General features: G+C 62.9%; 19 protein-coding genes. 7 read left to right on the top strand and 12 right to left on the bottom strand.

From position 1 onward, the window contains the following. Window positions 1-34 precede the first annotated feature (34 nt). The 7 genes from AB7M32_RS01040 to exaC form a co-directional block, all read right to left on the bottom strand. Window positions 35-847, bottom strand: coding sequence for a M90 family metallopeptidase (locus AB7M32_RS01040; RefSeq protein ID WP_454248857.1), 813 nt, complete (start codon window positions 845-847; stop codon window positions 35-37). A gap of 6 nt (window positions 848-853) precedes the next feature. Then, complete coding sequence (locus tag AB7M32_RS01035; RefSeq protein WP_454248856.1) at window positions 854-1,501, bottom strand: DedA family protein; 648 nt, start codon at window positions 1,499-1,501, stop codon at window positions 854-856. Between the two features lie 539 nt (window positions 1,502-2,040). Continuing rightward, window positions 2,041-2,502, bottom strand: coding sequence for a GNAT family N-acetyltransferase (locus tag AB7M32_RS01030; protein ID WP_060740460.1), 462 nt, complete (start codon window positions 2,500-2,502; stop codon window positions 2,041-2,043). A 107-nt stretch (window positions 2,503-2,609) separates the two neighbouring features. Next, on the bottom strand, window positions 2,610-3,434 hold the full coding sequence (eutC, locus tag AB7M32_RS01025; RefSeq protein WP_454248855.1) for an ethanolamine ammonia-lyase subunit EutC: 825 nt from the start codon (window positions 3,432-3,434) through the stop codon (window positions 2,610-2,612). Window positions 3,435-3,445: 11 nt separating this feature from the next. Further along, a complete protein-coding gene (locus tag AB7M32_RS01020) occupies window positions 3,446-4,840 on the bottom strand; it encodes an ethanolamine ammonia-lyase subunit EutB (protein ID WP_454248854.1) in 1,395 nt (464 codons plus the stop codon). A 58-nt stretch (window positions 4,841-4,898) separates the two neighbouring features. After that, the gene (gene eat / locus AB7M32_RS01015; protein ID WP_454248853.1) at window positions 4,899-6,347 is read right to left on the bottom strand and encodes an ethanolamine permease; all 1,449 of its coding nucleotides are present in this window, start codon (window positions 6,345-6,347) and stop codon (window positions 4,899-4,901) included. 238 nt (window positions 6,348-6,585) lie between these two features. Then, window positions 6,586-8,106, bottom strand: a complete 1,521-nt coding sequence (exaC, locus tag AB7M32_RS01010) for an acetaldehyde dehydrogenase ExaC (RefSeq protein ID WP_072411964.1) — start codon at window positions 8,104-8,106, stop codon at window positions 6,586-6,588. A 519-nt stretch (window positions 8,107-8,625) separates the two neighbouring features. On the opposite strand from exaC, the gene AB7M32_RS01005 reads away from it, so the two are divergent. The 4 genes from AB7M32_RS01005 to AB7M32_RS00990 all read left to right on the top strand — a co-directional run bounded on the left by AB7M32_RS01005 (window position 8,626) and on the right by AB7M32_RS00990 (window position 13,111). Next, on the top strand, window positions 8,626-10,533 hold the full coding sequence (locus tag AB7M32_RS01005; RefSeq protein ID WP_454248852.1) for a sigma-54-dependent Fis family transcriptional regulator: 1,908 nt from the start codon (window positions 8,626-8,628) through the stop codon (window positions 10,531-10,533). Between the two features lie 322 nt (window positions 10,534-10,855). Further along, complete coding sequence (gene mpl, locus AB7M32_RS01000) at window positions 10,856-12,205, top strand: UDP-N-acetylmuramate:L-alanyl-gamma-D-glutamyl-meso-diaminopimelate ligase (protein ID WP_454248851.1); 1,350 nt, start codon at window positions 10,856-10,858, stop codon at window positions 12,203-12,205. Further along, window positions 12,202-12,834 carry a flavin prenyltransferase UbiX gene (ubiX, locus tag AB7M32_RS00995; protein ID WP_072411946.1) on the top strand — a complete coding sequence of 211 codons (633 nt, stop codon included), beginning with the start codon at window positions 12,202-12,204 and terminating at the stop codon, window positions 12,832-12,834. Before mpl ends, ubiX begins: the two co-directional genes overlap by 4 nt. Continuing rightward, window positions 12,827-13,111, top strand: coding sequence for a YceK/YidQ family lipoprotein (locus tag AB7M32_RS00990; RefSeq protein ID WP_454248850.1), 285 nt, complete (start codon window positions 12,827-12,829; stop codon window positions 13,109-13,111). The genes ubiX and AB7M32_RS00990 overlap by 8 nt, the downstream gene beginning before the upstream one ends. 147 nt (window positions 13,112-13,258) lie before the next feature. Here the strand turns inward: AB7M32_RS00990 and AB7M32_RS00985 are convergent, their stop codons facing one another. From AB7M32_RS00985 to AB7M32_RS00975, 3 genes are all read right to left on the bottom strand, one after another. Then, complete coding sequence (locus AB7M32_RS00985; protein WP_454248849.1) at window positions 13,259-13,900, bottom strand: oxidoreductase; 642 nt, start codon at window positions 13,898-13,900, stop codon at window positions 13,259-13,261. 27 nt (window positions 13,901-13,927) lie between these two features. Beyond that, window positions 13,928-15,646, bottom strand: coding sequence for a C13 family peptidase (locus tag AB7M32_RS00980; protein ID WP_072411940.1), 1,719 nt, complete (start codon window positions 15,644-15,646; stop codon window positions 13,928-13,930). Between the two features lie 102 nt (window positions 15,647-15,748). Continuing rightward, complete coding sequence (locus AB7M32_RS00975) at window positions 15,749-16,204, bottom strand: MaoC family dehydratase (protein WP_454248848.1); 456 nt, start codon at window positions 16,202-16,204, stop codon at window positions 15,749-15,751. 359 nt (window positions 16,205-16,563) lie between these two features. Here AB7M32_RS00975 and AB7M32_RS00970 point away from each other — a divergent pair, with 359 nt between their 5' ends. The 3 genes from AB7M32_RS00970 to AB7M32_RS00960 are packed head-to-tail and all read left to right on the top strand — an operon-like array spanning window position 16,564 to window position 18,243. After that, window positions 16,564-16,929, top strand: coding sequence for a CidA/LrgA family protein (locus AB7M32_RS00970; protein ID WP_072411938.1), 366 nt, complete (start codon window positions 16,564-16,566; stop codon window positions 16,927-16,929). Then, window positions 16,926-17,642 (top strand): LrgB family protein, encoded by a 717-nt coding sequence (locus tag AB7M32_RS00965; protein WP_060740473.1) that lies wholly within the window; start codon window positions 16,926-16,928, stop codon window positions 17,640-17,642. The genes AB7M32_RS00970 and AB7M32_RS00965 overlap by 4 nt, the downstream gene beginning before the upstream one ends. A 10-nt stretch (window positions 17,643-17,652) precedes the next feature. Continuing rightward, window positions 17,653-18,243: an LON peptidase substrate-binding domain-containing protein gene (locus tag AB7M32_RS00960; protein WP_072411934.1), complete on the top strand. Its 591-nt coding sequence runs from the start codon at window positions 17,653-17,655 to the stop codon at window positions 18,241-18,243. Window positions 18,244-18,406: 163 nt separating this feature from the next. Here the strand turns inward: AB7M32_RS00960 and AB7M32_RS00955 are convergent, their stop codons facing one another. Together AB7M32_RS00955 and AB7M32_RS00950 are read right to left on the bottom strand one after the other, a co-directional pair. Continuing rightward, the gene (locus tag AB7M32_RS00955) at window positions 18,407-19,723 is read right to left on the bottom strand and encodes a bifunctional DedA family/phosphatase PAP2 family protein (RefSeq protein ID WP_454248847.1); all 1,317 of its coding nucleotides are present in this window, start codon (window positions 19,721-19,723) and stop codon (window positions 18,407-18,409) included. A gap of 293 nt (window positions 19,724-20,016) precedes the next feature. Then, a complete protein-coding gene (locus AB7M32_RS00950) occupies window positions 20,017-20,694 on the bottom strand; it encodes a DNA-3-methyladenine glycosylase (protein WP_454248846.1) in 678 nt (225 codons plus the stop codon). Between the last annotated feature and the right edge of the window lie 100 nt (window positions 20,695-20,794).

Raw genomic sequence — 20,794 nt, 5'->3', positions numbered from 1 at the left:
CCGCTGTTGCCACGTTACCAGGGTCTTAGAGACCTTAGTATGACGCCTGATAGACCGGATCTTCGGCTTGAAGTTGCCGCAGCCGGGCCAAAGGATCCTGGCGGTAGAAGGCCTTGAGCTGTTCATAGACCCGTGGATAGGCCTGGTGCAGCAGGTCCGGGGCGCTGAAGAAGTATTCGCTGGTGACGGCGAAGAACTCCGCGGGGTTTTCGGCGGCGTAGGGGTCGATGAGGGTTTCTGCGTCGGGGTTCTGGTCCAGTTGGCGGTCGAGGTCGTCGAAGGCTTGTTGCATGGCGTCGGCCCAGTCGCTGACGCGCATGCCGGGGTGCAGTGGCGGCAGGCCGTTGGCGTCGCCGTTGAGCATGTCGAGTTTGTGCGCCAGTTCGTGGATCACCAGGTTGTAGCCGTCCCAGCCGCCGCTGGCCATCACGCCGTCCCAGGCCAGGATGATCGGGCCCTGGGGCCAGGCTTCGCCGCTGTGTTCGCCGTCCCACTCGTGCTCGATGCCGCTGGCGTCGCGGTAGCGCTGGGGGCTGAGGAAGTCGTCGGGGTAGAGGACGATTTCGTGGAAGCCCTGGTACCAGTTCAGTTCGCCCAGGTGCATCAGCGGCAGTTGGGCCTGGGCGGCGAGGAGCAGGCGTTGTTCCTGGTGCAGTTCGACGCCGGGCAGGGCGGTGAGGTGTTTGTCATGCAGGAACAGCACGCAGGCTTCCCGCAGCCACTGGTCCTCGGCGGCGTTGATGCCGTCGAGGAAGCTCAGCTGATGGCGCACTCGCTGCCAGGTTTCGTCGGGGACGGGGTGTTTGGCGAGGGTGCGTCGGCGACGCCAGTTGCTCAGGGACCACATGGCTGATCAGGCTTTCGAGGCGCGCTGGTTCATTTTGCTGCGCACCAAGCTGAAGATCATCGGCAACAGCGACAGCAGGATGATGCCCACCACCAGCAGCGACAGGTTTTGCTTGATGAACGGCACGTTGCCGAAGAAGTAGCCGAGGGTCACCAGGCCGCCGACCCAGAGGACGGTGCCGAGGACGCTGAAGCCGAAGAAGCGCAGGTAGTTCATTTTGCCCACGCCGGCGACGAAGGGGGCGAAGGTGCGGATGATCGGCAGGAAGCGCGCCAGGGTCACGGTTTTGCCGCCGTGTTTGTCGTAGAAGTCGTGGGTTTGCTGCAGGTAGTCGCGGCGGAAGATTTTCGAGTTGGGGTTGCTGAACAGTTTTTCGCCAGCGGTGCGGCCGATGAGGTAGTTGGTGCTGTCGCCGAGGATGGCCGCGAGCATCAACAGGCCGGCCAGCAGCACGGGGTCCATGGCGCCACCGGCGGCGACGGCGCCGGCGATGAACAGCAGGGAGTCGCCGGGCAGGAACGGCATGACCACCAGGCCGGTTTCACAGAAGATCACCAGGAACAGGATGGCGTAGACCCAGGTGCCGTAGTTGGTCACCAGCAGGTCGAGGTACACATCGAGGTGCAGGATGAGGTCGAGGGGATTGAAATCCATGCATAACACCTGTGGTGGTGGCCTGGCTCGGCAGGCTTTGGGTCGGGCTTGGAGGATGGCTACAGAGTGTGTAGCTTTTTCTTACAAGCCGGGAAGAGCGGCATTATACGGGGTGGAGGGCGGGGAGCGGGGTGAGTTTGTAGCTAGGGATTTCGACGGTGTTGTGGTTGGGGGCAGGGTGGGTGAAGGCTCTTGTGGTGATGGAGTGATGGAAGCAGTTGACTCGGTCGGGCTGATACACCGCGTACTCAGGTTTTGGGGCTGCTGCGCAGCCCAGCGGGGATAAATCCCCTCGCCACGGGGGTGGTGTGTCAGGGGGATGGGTGTGCGCTGGTTTTTGTGGTGAGGGGATTTATCCCCGTTGGGGCGCGGAGCGGCCCTAAATCAGCCGACTCGATCAAACTGATGCACCGAGTGCTCAGGTTTGGGACTGCTGCGCAGTCCAGCGGGGATAAATCCCCTCGCCACAAGGGCTTGGTGTTGTGTCAGGGATATTGGTGTGGTGAGGGTTCCCTCACCACAGAGGCATTACTGTTAGGTCAGATGCCTTCGCTGATCGGCAACACGTAGTTCTTGAATTCGGTATCTTCCTTGAAGCCGATCGATTCGTAGGTTTTCTGCGCGACTTCGTTGTTGCTGCTGGTGGAGACGCGCATGCGCACGGCGTTGGTTTCCTTGGCCATTTTTTTCGCGGTGCGGATCAGGTTGTCGGCCACCAGTTGGCGGCGGGCGTCTTCGGCGACGTAGATGTCGTTGAGGATCCATACGCGCTTGAGGGACAGCGACGAGTAGCTCGGGTAGAGCTGGCAGAAGCCCAGTAACCGGTTGTCATCGTCATCGGGCAAGGCCAGGTAGATCACCGATTCCTTGCGGCGCAGGCGTTTTTCGAGGAAGGCTCGGGACGAGTCCGGGTAGGGCAGTGAGCCGTAGAATTCCCGGTACTTGACGAACAATGGGGTCAGCAGGTCCAGGTGTTCCAGCGTGGCTTGGATAATCCGCATGGTAGGTCTCGTCTGCAAAGGTCGACAGATATTCTGACAACAACGTCGCGCTGCCGTGCTTTTGATGCTGCCTGAAAGCGGATCAAAAACGCAATCGGATAAACGGATCAGTTTCGGGGCGGCGCCAGTAGGAAATTACCTTTCATATCGGCTCCGTTTTCCGCCTCTAGAGTGTTCACCTGGGCTTCGTCCTTCAGATTGACTCCCGAAAGCTGTCGGCGGCAGGCCTCGCGCATCAGGTAGATCAAGCGATGGGCCGCCATGCCGTAGCTCAGGCCTTCGAGGCGGACGTTGGAGATGCAGTTGCGATAGGCGTCGGTCAGGCCGACCTTGGGGTTGTAGGTGAAATACAGCCCCAGGCTGTCGGGGGAGCTGAGGCCGGGGCGTTCGCCGATGAGGATCACCGACATTTTCGCGCCGAGCCGCTGCGCCACTTCATCGGCCACGGCGACGCGGCCCTGTTCCACCAGGATCACCGGCGACGTCGACCAGCCTTCAGCGCTGATCTGTTCTTCCAGCCGCGCCAGGAACGGCAAGGTATGGCGATGCACCGCCAGTGCCGACAGGCCGTCAGCCACGACGATGGCCAGGTCCACGCCGCCGGGATGGGCCGCTGCGTAGTCCTGCAGGACTTGCGCGGAGGCCTCGTCGAGCCGTCGGCCCAGGTCCGGGCGCTGTAGATAACTGTGTCGGTCGGCCGCGGCGCTGTGGAGCAGCAGGCTTTCGCGGCTGCGTTCAGTCAGTTGCGCGCGAATGCCCTCATGGTCGAACGCCAGGTGCACCGCATCGCGGGCCTGGGCGTGGGCGTATTGGAAGTCCAGTTGCGCCTGGGTCGGCAGGCTGGTGCCGGTGCGGCCCAGGGCGATGCGCGCCGGGGTGAGGTTGCGCAGGTTCAGCCAAGGGTTTTGCGGGTCGACAGGTTTTTTATCCATGGGCAGTTCACTCATCCCAGATGTGCGAGGGCGTGACGGAACGCCGGTGGCAGGTTGTCGCCAAACCGCACCCGGCCGTCGGCCTGGGTGAAGATGCCCATGTTCGCCAGCCAGGTTTCGAATTCCGGCGCCGGTTTCAGGCCCAGGGTCTGGCGGGCGTAGAGGGCGTCGTGGAACGAGGTGGTCTGGTAGTTGAGCATGATGTCGTCGGAGCCGGGGATGCCCATGATGAAGTTGATCCCGGCCACGCCCAGCAGGGTCAGCAGGGTGTCCATGTCGTCCTGGTCGGCTTCGGCGTGGTTGGTGTAACAGATGTCGCAACCCATCGGCACGCCCAACAGCTTGCCGCAGAAGTGGTCTTCGAGGCCGGCGCGGATGATCTGTTTGCCGTTGTACAGGTATTCCGGGCCGATGAAGCCTACAACCGTGTTCACCAGGAACGGGTTGAAATGCCGTGCCACGGCGTAGGCCCGGGTCTCGCAGGTCTGTTGATCGACGCCGTGGTGGGCGTTGGCCGACAGCGCGCTGCCCTGGCCGGTTTCGAAATACATCAGGTTGTTGCCCAGGGTGCCGCGATTCAGGCTGAGCCCGGCGTCGTAGCCTTCCTGCAAGATGTTCAGGTTGATGCCGAAACTGGCATTGGCCGCTTCGGTGCCGGCGATGGACTGGAACACCAGGTCCAGGGGCACGCCACGGTTCGCCGCTTCGATGGAGGTGGTGACGTGGGTCAGCACGCAGCCCTGGGTGGGGATGTCGTAGCGCTGGATGATGGCATCGAGCATTTCCAGCATGGCGCAGATCGAGGCGGTGCTGTCGGTGGCCGGGTTGATGCCGATCATGGCGTCGCCGTTGCCGAAGAGCAGGCCGTCGAGGATGCTCGCGGCGATCCCGGCGGGTTCGTCGGTGGGGTGGTTGGGTTGCAGGCGGGTGGACAGGCGCCCGCGCAGGCCGAGGGTGCCGCGGAATTTGGTGACCACGCGGATTTTCTGCGCCACCAATACCAGGTCTTGCACGCGCATGATTTTCGACACGGCGGCGACCATCTCAGGCGTCAGGCCTGGGGCCAGTGCCCGCAGGCTCTGTTCATCGGCGGCGTCGCTGAGCAGCCAGTCGCGAAAACCGCCAACCGTGAGGTGGCTGACGGTGGCGAAAGCTTGTTTGTCGTGGGTGTCGACGATCAACCGGGTGACTTCGTCGGACTCGTAAGGAATCAACGCTTCTTGCAGGAAATGGCTGAGGGGCAAGTCAGCCAAAGCCATTTGCGCGGCCACCCGCTCGCCGTCGTTGAGCGCGGCGATTTCGGCGAGGAAATCCCCGGAGCGCGCCGGGCTGGCCTTGGCCATCAGGTCTTTGAGGCTGTCGAAGCGGTAGGTCTGGGCGCCGACCGTGTGTGCAAAACTGGCCATACAGGTTCTCCGTGACGGCGCCACCTGGGTGGCGCCGTGGTTTTCGGCACGTTAGCGCTTAGTGCAGGGCTTCTTCAGCTTTCTGGATCGCCGCGAATTCTTCTTCGGGCGTGCCTGCGACCAAGTGATGCCGACTGTAGAACGCGAAGTAAGCAATTAACACTCCATAGATGATCGCGGCGCCGATGACCACCCGCGGATCCACCAAAAAGCCCGCCACCACGGCGATGCACGCCAGCACCAGGGCCACGCCCGAGGTGAAGATGCCGCCCGGTGTGCGGTATGGCCGGTCCATTTTGGGGCGACGGATGCGCAGGGTGATGTGCGCGGCCATCATCAGTACATAGGAGATGGTGGCGCCGAACACCGCCACCAGAATCAGCAGGTCGCCCTGGCCGGTCAAGGACAGGCCGAAACCGATGATGCCGGGAATGACCAGCGCCAAGACCGGCGCTTTGCTTTTATTGGTTTCCGAGAGTTTGCGCGGCAGGTAGCCGGCGCGTGACAAGGCAAAGATCTGTCGCGAGTAGGCGTAGATGATCGAGAAGAAACTGGCGATCAGGCCTGCCAGGCCGACGAGGTTGACGAAGCTGCCCATCCAGGTGGAGCCGCCATAGGCCTTGGCCAAGGCCTCCACCAGCGGGTTGCCCGACGCCATCAGCGCGTTGGAGCCTGCGCCGCCCGGGCCGATCACCAGGATCAGCAGGGCGAAGGCCACCAGCACCAGCATGGCGCCGATCAGGCCCCGTGGCAGGTCGCGCTTGGGGTTCTTGGTTTCTTCAGCGGCCAGCGGCACGCCTTCCACGGCGAGGAAAAACCAGATCGCATAAGGGATGGCCGCCCAGACGCCGACGTAGCCAAAGGGCAGGAACGGGCTGGCGCCCTTGGCCTCGGTGACAGGGATGTCCAGCAGGTTGGCGACGTTGAAGTGCGGCACCATCGCCACCAAGAACACCCCCAGCGCGAGGGCGGCGACAGCGGTGATGATGAACATCAGCTTGAGGGCTTCACCGACGCCGAAAATATGGATGGCAATAAAGATGATGTAGAACGCCAGGTAGATCATCCAGCCGCCGATGCCGAACAACGATTGGCAATACGCGCCGATGAACACCGCAATCGCTGCCGGGGCGATGGCGTATTCGATGAGGATCGCCGTGCCCGTGAGAAACCCGCCCCAAGGCCCGAATGCGCTACGGGCAAAGCCGTAGCCACCGCCAGCGGTGGGGATCATCGAGGACAGCTCGGCGAGGGAAAAGCACATGCACAGGTACATCGCGGCCATCAGCAGGGTGGCGAGGAACATGCCGCCCCAGCCGCCTTGGGCCAGGCCGAAGTTCCAGCCGGCGTAGTCCCCGGAGATGACATAGGCCACGCCCAGGCCCACCAGCAGGACCCAGCCCGCCGCGCCTTTTTTCAGTTCGCGTTGTTGGAAATATTCGGTGCCGACCTTTTCGAAGTCGACCGAGGACGTTGCCGGTTGCGGGTTTGCATGATCGCTTGGCATAAGGGTTTACCTGTTTTTATTGTTTTTTGGCCCTGTTGGAGCGGGGCTGCTCTTGAAACCGGTGTGTTGCATACAACATGGATGCAAGCTGGACCGCCGCTATCGCGAGCAAGCTCGCTCCCACAGTGGATCTATGCCAACCCAGAAAAAGAGTTATCCACAGACCCCTGTGGGAGCGAGCTTGCTCGCGATGGCTATCTAAAGGGCAAAGCAGGAGGCCCTGCCTCGCCCCAATGGCTTAGAAGAACCCCAACGGATTGATGTCGTAGCTCACCAGCAGGTTCTTGGTCTGCTGATAATGGTCGAGCATCATCTTGTGGGTTTCACGCCCCACGCCGGACTTCTTGTAGCCACCGAACGCGGCGTGCGCCGGATACAGGTGGTAGCAGTTGGTCCAGACGCGACCGGCTTTGATCGCCCGGCCCATGCGGTAGGCGCGGTTGATGTCGCGGGTCCACAGGCCGGCACCGAGGCCGAACTCGGTGTCGTTGGCGATCGCCAGGGCTTCGGCTTCGTCCTTGAAGGTGGTGATGCTCACCACTGGGCCGAAGATTTCTTCCTGGAACACACGCATCTTGTTGGTGCCCTTGAGCAGGGTCGGCTGGATGTAATACCCGGTCGCCAGGTTGCCCTCGAGTTTTTCCACTTTGCCGCCGGTCAGCAGCTCGGCGCCTTCGCCCTTGGCGATTTCCAGGTACGAAAGAATCTTGTCGAATTGCTGCTCGGACGCCTGGGCGCCGACCATGGTGTCGGTGTCCAGCGGGTCGCCACGCTTGATCTGCAGGACTTTCTTCATCACCACTTGCATGAATTCGTCGTAGATCGATTCCTGGACCAGGGCGCGGGATGGGCAGGTGCAGACTTCGCCCTGGTTGAAGAACGCCAGCACCAGACCTTCAGCGGCTTTCTCGATGAAGCTCGGTTCGGCCTGCATGATGTCTTCGAAGAAGATGTTCGGCGACTTGCCGCCCAGTTCCACGGTGGACGGGATGATGTTTTCGGCGGCGCATTTCATGATGTGCGAGCCCACCGGGGTGGAACCGGTGAAGGCGATCTTGGCGATGCGCTTGCTGGTGGCGAGGGCTTCGCCGGCTTCCTTGCCGAAGCCTTGCACCACGTTCAGCACACCGGGTGGCAGCAGGTCGCCGATCAACTCCATGAGCACGCAGATGCCCAGCGGAGTTTGCTCGGCCGGCTTGAGCACCACGCAGTTACCGGCGGCCAGGGCCGGAGCGAGTTTCCAGGCGGCCATCAGCAGCGGAAAGTTCCAGGGGATGATCTGCCCGACCACGCCCAGGGGCTCATGGATGTGGTAGGCCACGGTGTTGCCGTCGATCTCGGCGGCCGCGCCTTCCTGGGCCCGCAGGCAACCGGCGAAGTAGCGGAAGTGGTCGGCGGCCAGGGGAATGTCGGCGTTGAGGGTTTCGCGCACGGCCTTGCCGTTGTCCCAAGACTCGGTGATCGCCAGCACTTCAAGGTTGGCTTCGATGCGGTCGGCGATTTTCAGCAGGACCAGCGAACGGGCCTGGGCCGACGTGGCGCCCCAGGCATCGGCGGCGGCGTGGGCGGCGTCCAGGGCTTTCTCGATGTCTTCGGCCGTGGAGCGCGGGAATTCGGCAATGGGCTGGCCATTGACCGGGGAAGTATTGGTGAAGTACTGACCTTTGACAGGCGCGACGAACTCGCCGCCGATGTAGTTACCGTATTTGCTCTTGAACGAAACGATAGCGCCTTCAGTACCGGGGTGAGCGTAACGCATGATGAGTTCTCCTTGGCTTTTGTGCTTATACGGGAGGCCGCGCAAAATTGAGCGCTGGTAATAAAGCCTAGAGCAAAGGTTGGGCCATTGCCTTGCAGGGCCCGTAAATCAAGACTTTAGGAGGAGTTGGTCGGACAAACGGAGGGGGGGTGTGACGCTTGCGATACAGCGGGTGTGACAGTTTGTGCCAGATGCGAGACAGTCTGTGACTGGCAGGTCGCGCCAGCATTGCAAAGGCGGTTGGGCTGGAGGATGCTGGGGTATTCGCCAGTTGGCCTGCCGAACACCATTGTGGCGAGGGGATTTATCTGTGGTGAGGGGATTTATCCCCGCAGGGCTGCGCAGCAGCCCCCCCACCAGTCAACTCGATCAACCTGACACTCCGCAGACTCAGGTTTTGGGGCTGCTTCGCAGCCCAGCGGGGATAAATCCCCTCGCCACAGGTGAAGTGTCAAACACAGGGTTAGGGTTCGACCGTTACTCCAACAAGGCCGCAACCTTCGGGGAGAATAATAAGAAATGCACAGCAACCATTTGAGTCGCCATGCCCAGCAAGTCCTGACGGTCACCCAGGGCAAGGCCCATCTGCAGGGCCCTGGCAGCGATCCGTCGATTGCTCGTTCCTGGCTGCGCTGCCTCGAGGACTATCACCTCGACCCGGCCCAGAACCTGGCGCCGACGGTGCTCGAGCATGGCCGGGTGCTGGAGAGCCGCGAGCGCTTGCAACAGGTGCTGCACATCGCCGGCAATGAAATGACCAGCCTGCACCAGCAACTGTCCGGCGCCGGCCACGCGGTGTTGCTGACCGACGCCCGGGGCGTGATCCTCAACTGCGTCACCGCCCCCAGCGAACGGAAGATTTTCGAACGGGCCGGCCTCTGGCTCGGCGCCGACTGGAGCGAAGCCTGCGAAGGCACCAACGGCATCGGCACCTGCCTGGTAGAACGCCAGGCCCTGACCATCCACCAGGAAGAACACTTTCGTGGTCGCCACACCGGCCTGACCTGTTCGGCCAGCCCGGTGTTCGATCCCCAAGGCGAATTGCTAGCGGTGCTCGACGTCTCCTCGGCCCGGCCGGACGTGTCGCGCCAGAGCCAGTTCCACACCATGGCCCTGGTCAATCTCTCGGCGAAGATGATCGAGAGCTGCTATTTCCTCCGTTGCTTCGACAATCAATGGCTGCTGCGCTTTCATTTGCAGGCCGAATCCGTGGGGCTGTTCAGCGAGGGCTTGCTGGCGTTCGACGGCGAAGGACGGATCTGCGCGGTCAACCAGAGTGCGCTCAATCTCTTGGGGCATATTCGCGGCAGCTTGCTGGGGCAGCGGGTGGAAGACTTTTTCGACTGTTCACTGGACGAGTTGCTCGGCCGGGCCAGCGCCCAGGCCAGTGCCAGTTGGCCGCTGCGCACCCGTGATGGCCGGCATTTGTTCGCGGTGTTGCGTGGCCAGCCGCGCAGTGTGCCGGTGCCGGTCGCGCCGGCGCTGCTCAAGGCCGTCGAGCCCGCGCGGCTGCCGGGTATCTGCCTGGGGGACGCGGCGTTGCAGGAGCATTTTCGCAAGGCGCTGCGGGTGTTCGAACGCGATGTGCCGTTGCTGATCCATGGCGAAACCGGCTCCGGCAAGGAGGCGTTCGCCAAGGCCGTGCACCACGCCAGCCAGCGCGCCGGCAAGCACTTCGTCGCCCTCAACTGCGCGGCCATCCCCGAAAGCCTGATCGAGAGCGAGCTGTTCGGTTATCGCGGCGGCAGCTTCACCGGCGCGCGCAAGGAAGGCATGCGCGGCAAGCTGCAACAGGCCGACGGCGGCACGTTGTTCCTCGATGAAATCGGCGACATGCCCCTGGCCTTGCAGACCCGTTTGCTGCGGGTGTTGGAAGATCGCCAAGTGGTGCCCATCGGCGGCGAGCCCGAGGCGGTGAACGTGCGCATCATCAGCGCCACCCACCGGCAGTTGCTCGACCGGGTGCGGGATGGCAGCTTCCGCGAGGATTTGTACTACCGCCTCAATGGCTTGGAAATCCCCCTCCCGGCGTTGCGCGAACGCAGTGACAAGTCGCAGTTGCTGGATTTTCTGTTGGCTGAGGAGAGCGGGGGCGAGACGGTGCTCATCGACGAGCCGGCGCGTCAGGCGTTGCTGGGATTCGACTGGCCGGGCAACGTGCGGCAACTGCGCAATGTGCTGCGGACCCTGGCCGCGCTGTGTGACGGTGGGCGGATTGGGCTGGAGGACTTGCCGGCGATGATCCGCCAGCGCCCGGTGGCTGTGGTTGAAGCAGTGGCAGAACGGCCACTGGAAGATGCCGAGCGCCTGGCGTTGCTCGATGCACTGGAGCGCCAGCGTTGGCACATGACCCACACGGCGGAACAACTGAGGATCAGCCGCAATACCCTTTACCGAAAGTTGCGTAAACACGCTATCGCCCGCTGAGCCACTGATAATTGATCTGCTGACTGCTGACTGCTGACTGCTGACTGCTGACTGCTGACTGCTGACTGCTGACTGCTGACTGCTGTTGTGGCGAGGGAGCAAGCTCCCTCGCCACAAAAGCCGGGTTGTACATTCAACTGTGGGAGCGAGCTTGCTCGCGATGGCGGTGTGTCATTCAACACCTGTGTTGGCGGTAAGACCGCTATCGCGAGCAAGCTCGCTCCCACAGGGATTTGCGGTGTCCTGATGGCTGCCGTTCGAAACACAAGGTGCGATTTCCCCCTCCCTACGCTAACCTGCGGCCATGTTTACGAGGTCGACTATGCACATCCATATTCTCGGTATTTGCGGCACTTTCATGGGTTCGATGGCGGTCCTGGCCAAGGAGCTGGGCCATCACGTGACCGGTTCCGACGCCAACGTCTATCCGCCGATGAGCACCCAGCTGGAAGCCCAGGGCATCGAACTGACCCAAGGCTACGACCCGGCGCAACTGGAGCCGGCGCCGGACCTGGTAGTCATCGGCAACGCCATGTCCCGGGGCAACCCGGCGGTGGAGTACGTGCTCAACAAAGGCCTGCCGTACGTGTCCGGGCCGCAGTGGCTGGCCGATCACGTGTTGCAGGGCCGTTGGGTCCTGGCCGTGGCCGGCACCCACGGCAAGACCACCACCAGCAGCATGCTCGCCTGGGTCCTGGAACACGCCGGCATGAGCCCGGGTTTCCTGATCGGTGGCGTGCCGCAGAATTTCTCGGTGTCGGCGCGCCTGGGTGGCACGCCGTTCTTCGTGATCGAGGCGGACGAATATGACAGCGCGTTTTTCGATAAACGCTCGAAATTCGTCCACTACCGTCCACGCACGGCGATCCTCAACAACCTTGAGTTCGATCACGCCGACATCTTCCCCGATCTCTCGGCTATCGAGCGGCAGTTCCACCATTTGGTGCGCATCATCCCGAGCGAAGGCCTGGTGATCCATCCGACCACCGAACCGGCCTTGCAACGCGTCATTGAAATGGGCTGCTGGACCCCGGTGCAAACCACCGGTGCGGGCGGCCAATGGCAGGTGAAGTTGCTCAAGGATGACGGGTCGCAATTTGAAGTCATGTTCGAAGGCCAGTCCCAAGGCGTGGTCGAGTGGGACATGACCGGCCAGCACAACGTCGCCAACGCCCTGGCAACGTTGGCGGCGGCCCGGCATGTCGGCGTGGTGCCGTCCATGGGCATCGCCGCGTTGAGCGCGTTCAAGAGCGTGAAGCGGCGGATGGAGAAAGTCGCCGAGGTCAACGGCATCACCATTTATGACGACTTCGCCCACCACCCAACGGCCATCGCCACCACCCTCGACGGTTTGCGCAAGCGCATCGGCGATGCGCCGCTGATCGCGATCATCGAGCCGCGCTCCAACTCCATGAAGCTCGGCGCGCACCGCGATGGCCTGCCGGAAAGCGTGGTCGATGCCGATCAGGTGATCTGGTATGCACCGGCCAACCTCGGCTGGGACCTCGGCGCTACCGCCGCGCTGTGCACGGTGCCGTCGATTGTCAGCGATTCCCTGGAAGGCATCATCGAGCGCGTGAAGAGCCAGGCCCAGCCCGGTACCCACGTGGTGATCATGAGCAACGGCGGCTTCGGCGGCCTGCACGGCAAACTGGCCGAGGCGCTGCGATGAACAACAGTCCGGAACGCATCACCCTGGCGATGACCGGTGCTTCCGGCGCCCAGTACGGTTTGCGCCTGCTCGATTGCCTGGTGCGCGAAGACCGCGAGGTGCACTTCCTGATCTCCAAGGCGGCGCAATTGGTGATGGCCACCGAGACCGACGTGACCCTGCCGGCCAAGACCCAGATGATGCAGGCCTTCCTCACCGAATACACCGGGGCGGCGGCCGGGCAGATTCGCGTGTATGGCAAGGAAGACTGGATGTCACCGGTGGCCTCGGGCTCCGGCGCGCCGGCGGCCATGGTGGTGGTGCCGTGTTCCACCGGGACGCTGTCGGCGATTGCCACCGGGGCCTGCAACAACCTGATCGAACGGGCGGCGGACGTCACGCTCAAGGAGCGCCGCCCGTTGATCCTGGTGCCGCGGGAAGCGCCGTATTCGAGCATTCACCTGGAGCACATGCTCAAGCTGTCGAACATGGGCGTGACCATCCTGCCGGCCTCGCCGGGTTTCTATCACCAGCCGCAGACCATCGACGACCTGATCGATTTCGTCGTCGCGCGGATTCTCAACCTGTTGAACATCCCCCAGGACATGCTGCCGCGCTGGGGCGAGCATCATTTGAGCAGCGATGAATAAGCTGCTGATCGTGCTGCTGGTGCTGCACCTGACCGGCTGCGCCACCGCCCGCACCCTCGACGCCGCCAAGCCCGGTGCGCCGGTGGTGTACGCGGGCACGCGCCTGGATCTTTACGCGCTCAACGGCGGCTGCTGCGCCAAGGACCGCTTTGGGGCCGAGGCACCGAGCTACCCTGGCGTCGATCTGCCGGGCAGTGCGCTGCTGGATACCTTGTTGCTGCCGTTGTCGTTGTTCACGGCGATAGGGGTGGGGTTTCAGGCGACTGGCGGGTTGTAACAAACACCGGAATGGGGGCTTGGCTTTGGGGCGGTGGTGCGCTCATCGCGAGCAAGCTCGCTCCCACATTCGACCTCTTCCTGGCGGAATTCGGTCAACTGTGGGAGCGAGCTTGCTCGCGATGAGGCCCGGTCAGGCGCTGCAGAATCATTTGCCGAGCTTACGCAACTCATCCGACTCCACCACTCGGACCCCGTCCTGCTCTTCCAGCGCCAGGCGCCACATGGCTCGGGCCAGTTGGCAGGCTTCGATGCCGTGGTACTTGCCTGGGATCAGCTTCGACAACGGCCCGGCCAGTTGCTCGGCCAGGCGCGGTTCGACGCGGTCGCCCAGCAGCAGGGAAGGGCGGCAGAGGGTCAATTGCGGCCAGTCTTGGGCCTTGAGGGCCGCCTCCATCTCACCCTTGACCCGGTTGTAGAAGATCGATGACTTGGCATCGGCCCCCAGGGCACTGATCACCACCAGGTGCCGCGCGCCCAGTTCCCGGGCGCGTTTGGCAAACGCCACTACCAGGTCCAGGTCCACCGCGCGAAAAGCTGCTTCGGAGCCGGCTTTCTTGAGGGTGGTGCCGAGGCAGCAAAAGGCGATGTCGACCTGGCCGCTGAGTTGAGGCAACACCTGGGCCGGCTCCCCCACCGGGTTTTCCAGGCGCGTGTGTTCGGCCAGCGGCCGGCGGGTGGGGGCCAGGACCCGGGTGATGGTCGGCTCGTTGAGCAACCGGTCCAGTAGATGTTCCCCGGTCAGGCCGGTAGCTCCGGCGAGCAAAACATGCTGAGGCGTCAAGTACATAGTGTTTCCCCCTTGATACGGTTCAGCTTAGTTGCTCTTTGTGGCTCCGTCGTTCAATGCAGTACTTTGCAATGCTTTCCGGGCCTGCTGTTTGCGTAGCAGTTGCCAGTGGGAAAGGACCGTCCTGGGCGCCCATATCTGCGGTTCGGAGGCTTCGAAATTGTCCGCCTGTTCCCGTTCGGCCACGGTGGCCTTGGCCCGCTTGAAAGCCTGCTCCAGGTCGTCGGTCTGGTTCAAGGCCTGGGCGAACAGCGCATCGCCGAAGTAGGTGAAGTTGGCTTCCTCGGAGCAGCCGAAGGACACCCGGTCGGCCCGGGAAGCGGTCATGATCAAGGTGCGTTCATCCTTGAGCGCCGGGATGAATCCGCCGGAATAGCAGGCCGAGATCACCACGATCTTGTCGCGGTTCTTCAGCGGCGCCAGGACCACGGCCAGTTCATCGGCGGGCAGGTCGGCCAGTTCCATGCGCGGCTGGTCGAGCACCAGTTCATGCTCGCTGGTGCCGTGGCTGGTCAGGTAGATGAAAATCAGGTCTTCCGGGCCGCTGCGCTCGGCCAGGGTGGCGGCGGCGCGGCGCAGGCTTTCGCGGCTGGCCATGGGCCGGTCGCCGAGGTGATCGCGGTGGTTCACCAGACGGATCTGCCCGAACGCGCCGAAACGGCTGGCGAGCATGTTGGCGACATAATCGGATTCGCGCAGGAACACGCTTTGCTTGCCGTCGCCGCCCAGGGTCAGGCTGTACAGCTCCACCGCCGGGGTCGAGGCCGGGATATTGGCCAGGGCCTCCTCCAGCAGGCGGCCCTGGGCCAGCAGGCCAAGTTCGAGCACATCCGGCAACAGCCTGCCGTCCGCGTCGCGCACCCGTTGGCCGTTGGCCCAGGTGCCGCTTTGCACGGTGCCATCGGTCAGCACCAAGGTGCCGCGTCCGTGGTAGCTGTCGTTTTCGAACTGGCCGATGTAGAAACTGCCGTCGGGCAGGTTCAGGCGGCCCTGGCCGGTAAAGCGCCAATCATTGAATTGACCGAGGTAGTGGCTGCCGTCGGCGCCGATCAGTTCGCCCTTGCCGGTCAGCGCACCGTCCTTGAATCGGCCGATCCAGACATCGCCGTCGGCATTTTCGTAGCGACCGCGACCGTTGAGCTGGTTGTTCCTGAAACCGCCGATGTAGACATCGCCATCAGCGCTGTTGAAGGTGCCCTTGCCCTGCAGTTGCCCATCGACAAAATGGCCGGTGAACTGGTTGCCGCTGGCGTCGAAGCGCTGGCCTTCACCGTTGGGCTTGCCGTTGACGAAGGGGCCTTGGTACTGGCTGCCGTCGTCGAGTTCCAGGCGCCCGAGGCCGGAATAGCGGTCGGCCTTGAACTCGCCCCGGTAGGTCATGCCGTTTTCCTTGAGCGTCCCTTCACCGTCCCGTCGCCCCAGCTTGAAGCCGCCGGTGTAGCTGCTGGTGGGGGTGGTCAGGCTGCCCTGGCCGTGGAACAGGCCCTGGTGGAACTGGCCGCGATAGACCTCGCCATTGCTGCCGTGCCATTCCCCGGTGCCGTGCCACTGGCCCTTGTCGAACTGCCCGGCATACCAGCTGCCGTTGGGGTAGTCGATGCGCCCCTGGCCTTGCAGCAGCCCGTCCACCAGGTCGCCGCGATAGCGGCCGCCGTCGGGCAGGCGCGCGTCGGGAGGCAGCGGCGATTCGCCGCCGCCACAGGCGGTGAGCAACAGGGTCAGGGTCAGCGGGACGAATAAGCGCATAACGGGATCCAGGTCATCAGGTCACGAGTATGCCGCAGCTTGGTCCCCTGGACATAGGGAAGCGATGCGAAACTGCACGGGCGGTTTCGCGACCGCGCAGGTTTACACGAAGCAGAGTGACAGCGGCTCGGCGATGTAGGCCGGTTTTTCCGAACCTTCGATTTCCAGCGTGGCGGTGGCCTTGAGCAGCCATTGGCCGGGTTTTTTCTCGGTGGCGTCCACCAGGTCGACCTTGAGCCGGACCTTGGAATCGACCTTCACCGGTTGGATGAAACGCACGCTGTCCAGGCCGTAGTTGACGACCATCTTCACGCCTTCGGGCAGGATCAGGATGTCTTCCATCAGCTTGGGCATCAGCGACAGCGACAGGAAACCGTGGGCGATGGTGCCGCCAAACGGGGTCTGCGCGGCCTTGACCGGATCGACGTGGATGAACTGAAAGTCGCCAGTGGCTTCGGCGAACAGGTTGATGCGCGCCTGATCGATGGTGAGCCATTCGGAACGTCCAAGTTCCTTGCCGACATAATCTTTGAGCGCTGCAACGGGGACGTAGGGCATTGAGACTCTCCTTGGGTTCATCGGTTTTACTTTTTCTGAGCGGGGATTGGCGTCCCCGAAAAACCACTGTAGATCAACATGGCGTGCAAGTAAGGTCACTGAACATGCTTTTTACGAATGCCGACCCATAGCGCAGGCGTGCTTATAATGCCGGCGCATTCTTTGCAATTCCGTTCATTTAACGTGTGCGTTTGATTCCGTGGCGAGGGAGCTTGCTCCCGCTTGAGTGCGAAGCGCTCATGAAATGGGGCCGCTGCGCAGCCCAGCGGGAGCAAGCTCCCTCGCCACACAATCACGCCGCTCGCTTGAGTGAACCGAATTGGCGCGTTCATTGGGGCTGTTGCAGGGGGAGAGAGCGGATGTTGCTACGGGGCCTGACCTGGCTGGTGTTTTTTCAATTGCTGGGCACTGCGATCAATCATTTGTTCTTGCCGGTGCTGCCTGGGCCGATCATTGGCCTGCTGTTGCTGCTGGGCTATCTGGTGATGCGCGGTGAAGTCAGCGAACCGTTGAACCTGGCCGCCAGTAGTCTGCTGCGTTACCTGCCCTTGCTGCTGGTGCCGCCGGCGGTGGGGGTGATGGTCTATGCCGGGGCGATCGCCGCCGATTTCTGGGCCATCGTTGGCGCGTTGACCTTGTCCCTGGTGCTGTCCGTGGCGCTGACGGGCGTGCTGATGCAGCGCCTGGCCCGCCGTCACGTCGCCGCTGCGGAGGACAGCCAATGATGCTCGACTGGCAGGGCGCCTGGACCTCGGTGATCCATCATCCGCTGTTCGGTATCGGCATTACCCTGGGTGCCTATCAGTTGGTGTTGGCGGCGTTCGAAAAGACCCGCTGGGTGTTCCTGCAACCGGTGCTGATGTCGATGGTGCTGTTGATCGGCGTGTTGGTCGGCTGCGGCATCGGCTATGCCGAGTATCGCAAGAGCACCGAGATCCTCAGCATTCTGCTGGGCCCGGCCACGGTCGCCCTGGCGGTGCCGCTGTATTTGAACCTGCGACGGATCCGGCAATTGTTCTGGCCGATTTTTACTACGCTGGTGATAGCCGGGGTGTTTGCCACGGGCTCCGCGGTGGTGTTGGGCTGGGCCTTTGGTGCCGAGCACATGATCCTGATGACCATGGCACCCAAGTCCGTGACTTCGCCGATCGCCATGCTGGTGGCCGAACAGATCGGCGGCGTGGCGGCCATGGCGGCGGTGTTCGTGTTGATCACCGGTGTACTCGGGGCGATCCTCGGTCCGAGTATTCTGACCCGGTTGGGTGTCCATAGCCCCGAGGCCCGGGGCATGGCCCTGGGGCTGGCGGCCCACGCGGTGGGCACGTCGGTGGCGCTGCAGGAAAGCGAGGAGTCGGGTGCCTTTGCGGCGCTGGCGATGAGTCTGATGGGCGTGGCCACGGCGGTGCTATTGCCGTTGGTGGTGTCGATGACCGTTTAAGGATCTGGTTATGAGCTTGCCGCTTTTCCCGTTGAACACTGTGCTGTTCCCCGGTTGCATCCTCGACTTGCAGATTTTCGAGGCGCGCTACCTCGACATGATTGGGCGCTGCATGAAAAAGGGCGAAGGCTTCGGGGTGGTGTGCATCCTCGATGGCGAGGAAGTCGGCCTTGCGCCTGAAGGCTACGCGCGGGTTGGTTGTGAAGCGCGCATCACTGATTTTTCCCAGCAGGACAATGGTCTGCTGGGCATTCGCGTGGAGGGTGGGCGGCGCTTTATCGTCCATGGCACCAGCGTCCAGGCGGATCAACTGATGGTCGCTGAAGTCGAGTGGCTGGAGGAGGAACCGGAGCAACCGCTGCAAGAAGAAGACGCCGACCTGGTGGCGCTGCTCAAGGCCTTGGCCGAGCACCCGATGGTCGAGGCCTTGAACATGGGCACCGAAGCGACCGGCCAGCAATCGCTGGCCAATCAACTGGCCTACCTGCTGCCGTTCAATGAGCTGGACAAGATCGACCTGCTGCAACTCGATGACCCGCAACAGCGTCTGGATGCGATCCAGGCGTTGCTCGATGAGCTGCAGGGCGAGCTCTTCGCCTGAAGCGCCGTCCCCTATACACCACCAATCCCTGTGGGAGCGAGCTTGCTCGCGATAGCGGTGGGTCAGCTTGCATAAAGGGTGAATGGGCCACCGTCATCGCGAGCAAGCTCGCTCCCACAGGGGGCACCGGTGTCTTCAGATCCTGTTCTCGACAGGTCCGGCCTCAATAGGCATACCGCAACATCGCATGGGGCAAGTGCCGCAGCGCGAAGAAGCTGAACACCGCCACCAGCGCCGGCAGAATCAGCCACCAGACTTTCGGCGGCATGGCCGGAAGCGGGGTCTGGCGCTGGCTCAACCACAGGGCGGCCGCACAGATGCTGGCGGCCAGCATGGCGCCGGCGACGATGTCGCTCGGCCAGTGCGCGCCCAGGTAGACCCGCGACAGGGCGATGGCCAGCGCCGGCAAGCAGCCCAGCAGCAACCAGGTCAGGCGCAGGCGTGGCGGTTGACCGCGGCCGGCCAGGACGGCCAGGGTCAGGAACAGCGCGAATGCCCCGGAGGCGTGGCCGCTGGGCATGCTGTAGCTGGTCAGCGGGTCGGTGAGGATCTCCGGGCGCACCCGGGCAAAGAAGTGTTTGCTGCCGGTATTGGCCAAGGAGGTGACCAGCATCGTGCCCCCGGCAAAGATTGCCTGGCGCCATTGCCGTGCCAACAGCAGCAACCCGGTCAGCAGGCTGCAGACAATCAACATGTAGCGGAATTCGCCGATCAGCGTGAAGGTCACGGCGATTTCATCCAGCGTCGGGCTGCGATGCTCCTGGACCAGGGCCATCAAGCCCTGGTCGAACGCCGTCAGGTAACGAAAGCCGATGAACAGGCCGATCAGGATCACCAGGCCGATGCCAGCGATCAGCGCCGTGGCATGGCGATGGCGACGCAGGGTGCTGTTGACGCTCAGCCCGATCATCACCGCGATGCTGCCGATGACCACGCCGGCCTGTGGCCAGAACCCTTCGGGCAATGGCAGGCGGAATGCCGCCCCGGTGGCCCAGCCCGGCAACAGATAGGCCACGGTCCAGCCCGCCGCGGCCAGCACGCTGACGGCTGCGAAGCGCGGAAACGGCATGTCGCACATCCCGGCCACCATCGGCAACATGGGCCGTAGCGGGCCAATAAAACGCCCCACCAACAGGCTGGCGATGCCGTAGCGCTGGAAGTAGCTTTCCGCGGCGCTCATCCACTCAGGATGATGGCGCAGCCCGGGCAGGCGCCGGATGTTCTGGTGGAAATGCCGGCCGAGGAAATACGACACCAAGTCCCCCAGCAAGCCGCCGAGCAGGCCCAGCAGCAACGTCTCGCCCAGGGACAACGCGCCGCTGCCGGCCAGCACCGCGATGGCAAACAACAGCACCGTTCCCGGCACGATCAGGCCGGCGATGGCCAGGCACTCCACGCAAGCGACGATGAACACCGCCACCGCCAGCCATTGCGGGTTGACGGTCAGCCAGCCAGTGACGCTATCGAGCCATGGGCCCATAAGGACAACTCCATTGAATAGTTATCGGCATGCATTGTTACTGCACTTGGCCCTTTGTGGGAGCGAGCTTGCTCGCGAATGCGGCGTGTCAGTCAACATTAATACTGAAAGTACCGCCCCCTTCGCGGGCAAGCCCGCTCCCACAGGGGGCTGCTGTGAACGAAAATCCCCGACCACTGAAGATCAAACTGTGGGAGCGAGCTTGCTCGCGATAGCGGTGTGTCAGTCAGCGCCATTCTGCTGATCCGACGCCATCGCGAGCAAGCTCGCTCCCACAGGGTTGTGCGGTGTGTTCATGAAAGCAAAAAATAATCACGCCCTTCGACCTGCCCCCGTCGCAACGGGTTGCGGGTACACCACGGGGCGTAGGCGGCATCGACGAAGCGATAGAGCAAGTGTTCATCCCGTCCCAATGGAATACCCAGGCGGGTGGTCTGGATCACATTGACCGTCGGCACGCCCACGTCTTCCACCAGCAAGCGCTCGGGGTCGAAGCGTTTGGCGTCCCAGTCCGGCACTTTCAGCCCCAACGCTTTGCACAGCAGGGTCTGGCCGGCACAGAGTTTCTGCGGTGTGCGCGGCCGGCCTTGGGCGTCGGGGTTGTTCAATAGCATCTGCGCCAGGCTCGTCGGCCCGGAAACGGCATCGACCCACGGGTAGGCCGATTTGATCAGCACCGCGTTGCCGGGACCCTGGGCGCTGAAGTTCAGCGAATCGCCGCCCCGGGCGTAGTACATGTAGATGTGCCCGCCATCCAGAAACAAAGCCTTACGTTTTTCCGTGTAGCCCAGCGAGGCGTGGCTGCCTTTTTCGGCAAAGTAATACGCCTCGGTCTCGATGATTCGCGCGCTGAGCCACAGGTCGCCGACCTTGTGACGAATGACTTTGCCCAGCAGGTCTTTGGCAAGGACCTGGGCGTCGCGGTCGAAAAAGGCGTGGGGCAGGGCATTGGGCGATGGCAAATCGGTCATGGCGATAGACGAAGTGAGGCCAAAGGAAGCGCGATGATAGCAATGGAAAGCTTAATCACCGCTGAACACTCGCTTCAACCGGCTGTTTACGCCTGTTTTA

It is taken from the genome of Pseudomonas sp. R151218B TE3479, assembly GCF_053629195.1.
This window is presented reverse-complemented; position numbering and strand designations above follow the sequence as displayed.

What these genes read in the sequence shown, in the direction of transcription:
- AB7M32_RS01040 (WP_454248857.1), bottom strand. Translation starts at nt 847, where the DNA reads ATGTGGTCCCTGAGCAACTGGCGTCGCCGACGCACCCTCGCCAAACAC.
- AB7M32_RS01035 (WP_454248856.1), bottom strand. Translation starts at nt 1,501, where the DNA reads ATGGATTTCAATCCCCTCGACCTCATCCTGCACCTCGATGTGTACCTC.
- AB7M32_RS01030 (WP_060740460.1), bottom strand. Translation starts at nt 2,502, where the DNA reads ATGCGGATTATCCAAGCCACGCTGGAACACCTGGACCTGCTGACCCCA.
- eutC (WP_454248855.1), bottom strand. Translation starts at nt 3,434, where the DNA reads ATGGATAAAAAACCTGTCGACCCGCAAAACCCTTGGCTGAACCTGCGC.
- AB7M32_RS01020 (WP_454248854.1), bottom strand. Translation starts at nt 4,840, where the DNA reads ATGGCCAGTTTTGCACACACGGTCGGCGCCCAGACCTACCGCTTCGAC.
- eat (WP_454248853.1), bottom strand. Translation starts at nt 6,347, where the DNA reads ATGCCAAGCGATCATGCAAACCCGCAACCGGCAACGTCCTCGGTCGAC.
- exaC (WP_072411964.1), bottom strand. Translation starts at nt 8,106, where the DNA reads ATGCGTTACGCTCACCCCGGTACTGAAGGCGCTATCGTTTCGTTCAAG.
- AB7M32_RS01005 (WP_454248852.1), top strand. Translation starts at nt 8,626, where the DNA reads ATGCACAGCAACCATTTGAGTCGCCATGCCCAGCAAGTCCTGACGGTC.
- mpl (WP_454248851.1), top strand. Translation starts at nt 10,856, where the DNA reads ATGCACATCCATATTCTCGGTATTTGCGGCACTTTCATGGGTTCGATG.
- ubiX (WP_072411946.1), top strand. Translation starts at nt 12,202, where the DNA reads ATGAACAACAGTCCGGAACGCATCACCCTGGCGATGACCGGTGCTTCC.
- AB7M32_RS00990 (WP_454248850.1), top strand. Translation starts at nt 12,827, where the DNA reads ATGAATAAGCTGCTGATCGTGCTGCTGGTGCTGCACCTGACCGGCTGC.
- AB7M32_RS00985 (WP_454248849.1), bottom strand. Translation starts at nt 13,900, where the DNA reads ATGTACTTGACGCCTCAGCATGTTTTGCTCGCCGGAGCTACCGGCCTG.
- AB7M32_RS00980 (WP_072411940.1), bottom strand. Translation starts at nt 15,646, where the DNA reads ATGCGCTTATTCGTCCCGCTGACCCTGACCCTGTTGCTCACCGCCTGT.
- AB7M32_RS00975 (WP_454248848.1), bottom strand. Translation starts at nt 16,204, where the DNA reads ATGCCCTACGTCCCCGTTGCAGCGCTCAAAGATTATGTCGGCAAGGAA.
- AB7M32_RS00970 (WP_072411938.1), top strand. Translation starts at nt 16,564, where the DNA reads ATGTTGCTACGGGGCCTGACCTGGCTGGTGTTTTTTCAATTGCTGGGC.
- AB7M32_RS00965 (WP_060740473.1), top strand. Translation starts at nt 16,926, where the DNA reads ATGATGCTCGACTGGCAGGGCGCCTGGACCTCGGTGATCCATCATCCG.
- AB7M32_RS00960 (WP_072411934.1), top strand. Translation starts at nt 17,653, where the DNA reads ATGAGCTTGCCGCTTTTCCCGTTGAACACTGTGCTGTTCCCCGGTTGC.
- AB7M32_RS00955 (WP_454248847.1), bottom strand. Translation starts at nt 19,723, where the DNA reads ATGGGCCCATGGCTCGATAGCGTCACTGGCTGGCTGACCGTCAACCCG.
- AB7M32_RS00950 (WP_454248846.1), bottom strand. Translation starts at nt 20,694, where the DNA reads ATGACCGATTTGCCATCGCCCAATGCCCTGCCCCACGCCTTTTTCGAC.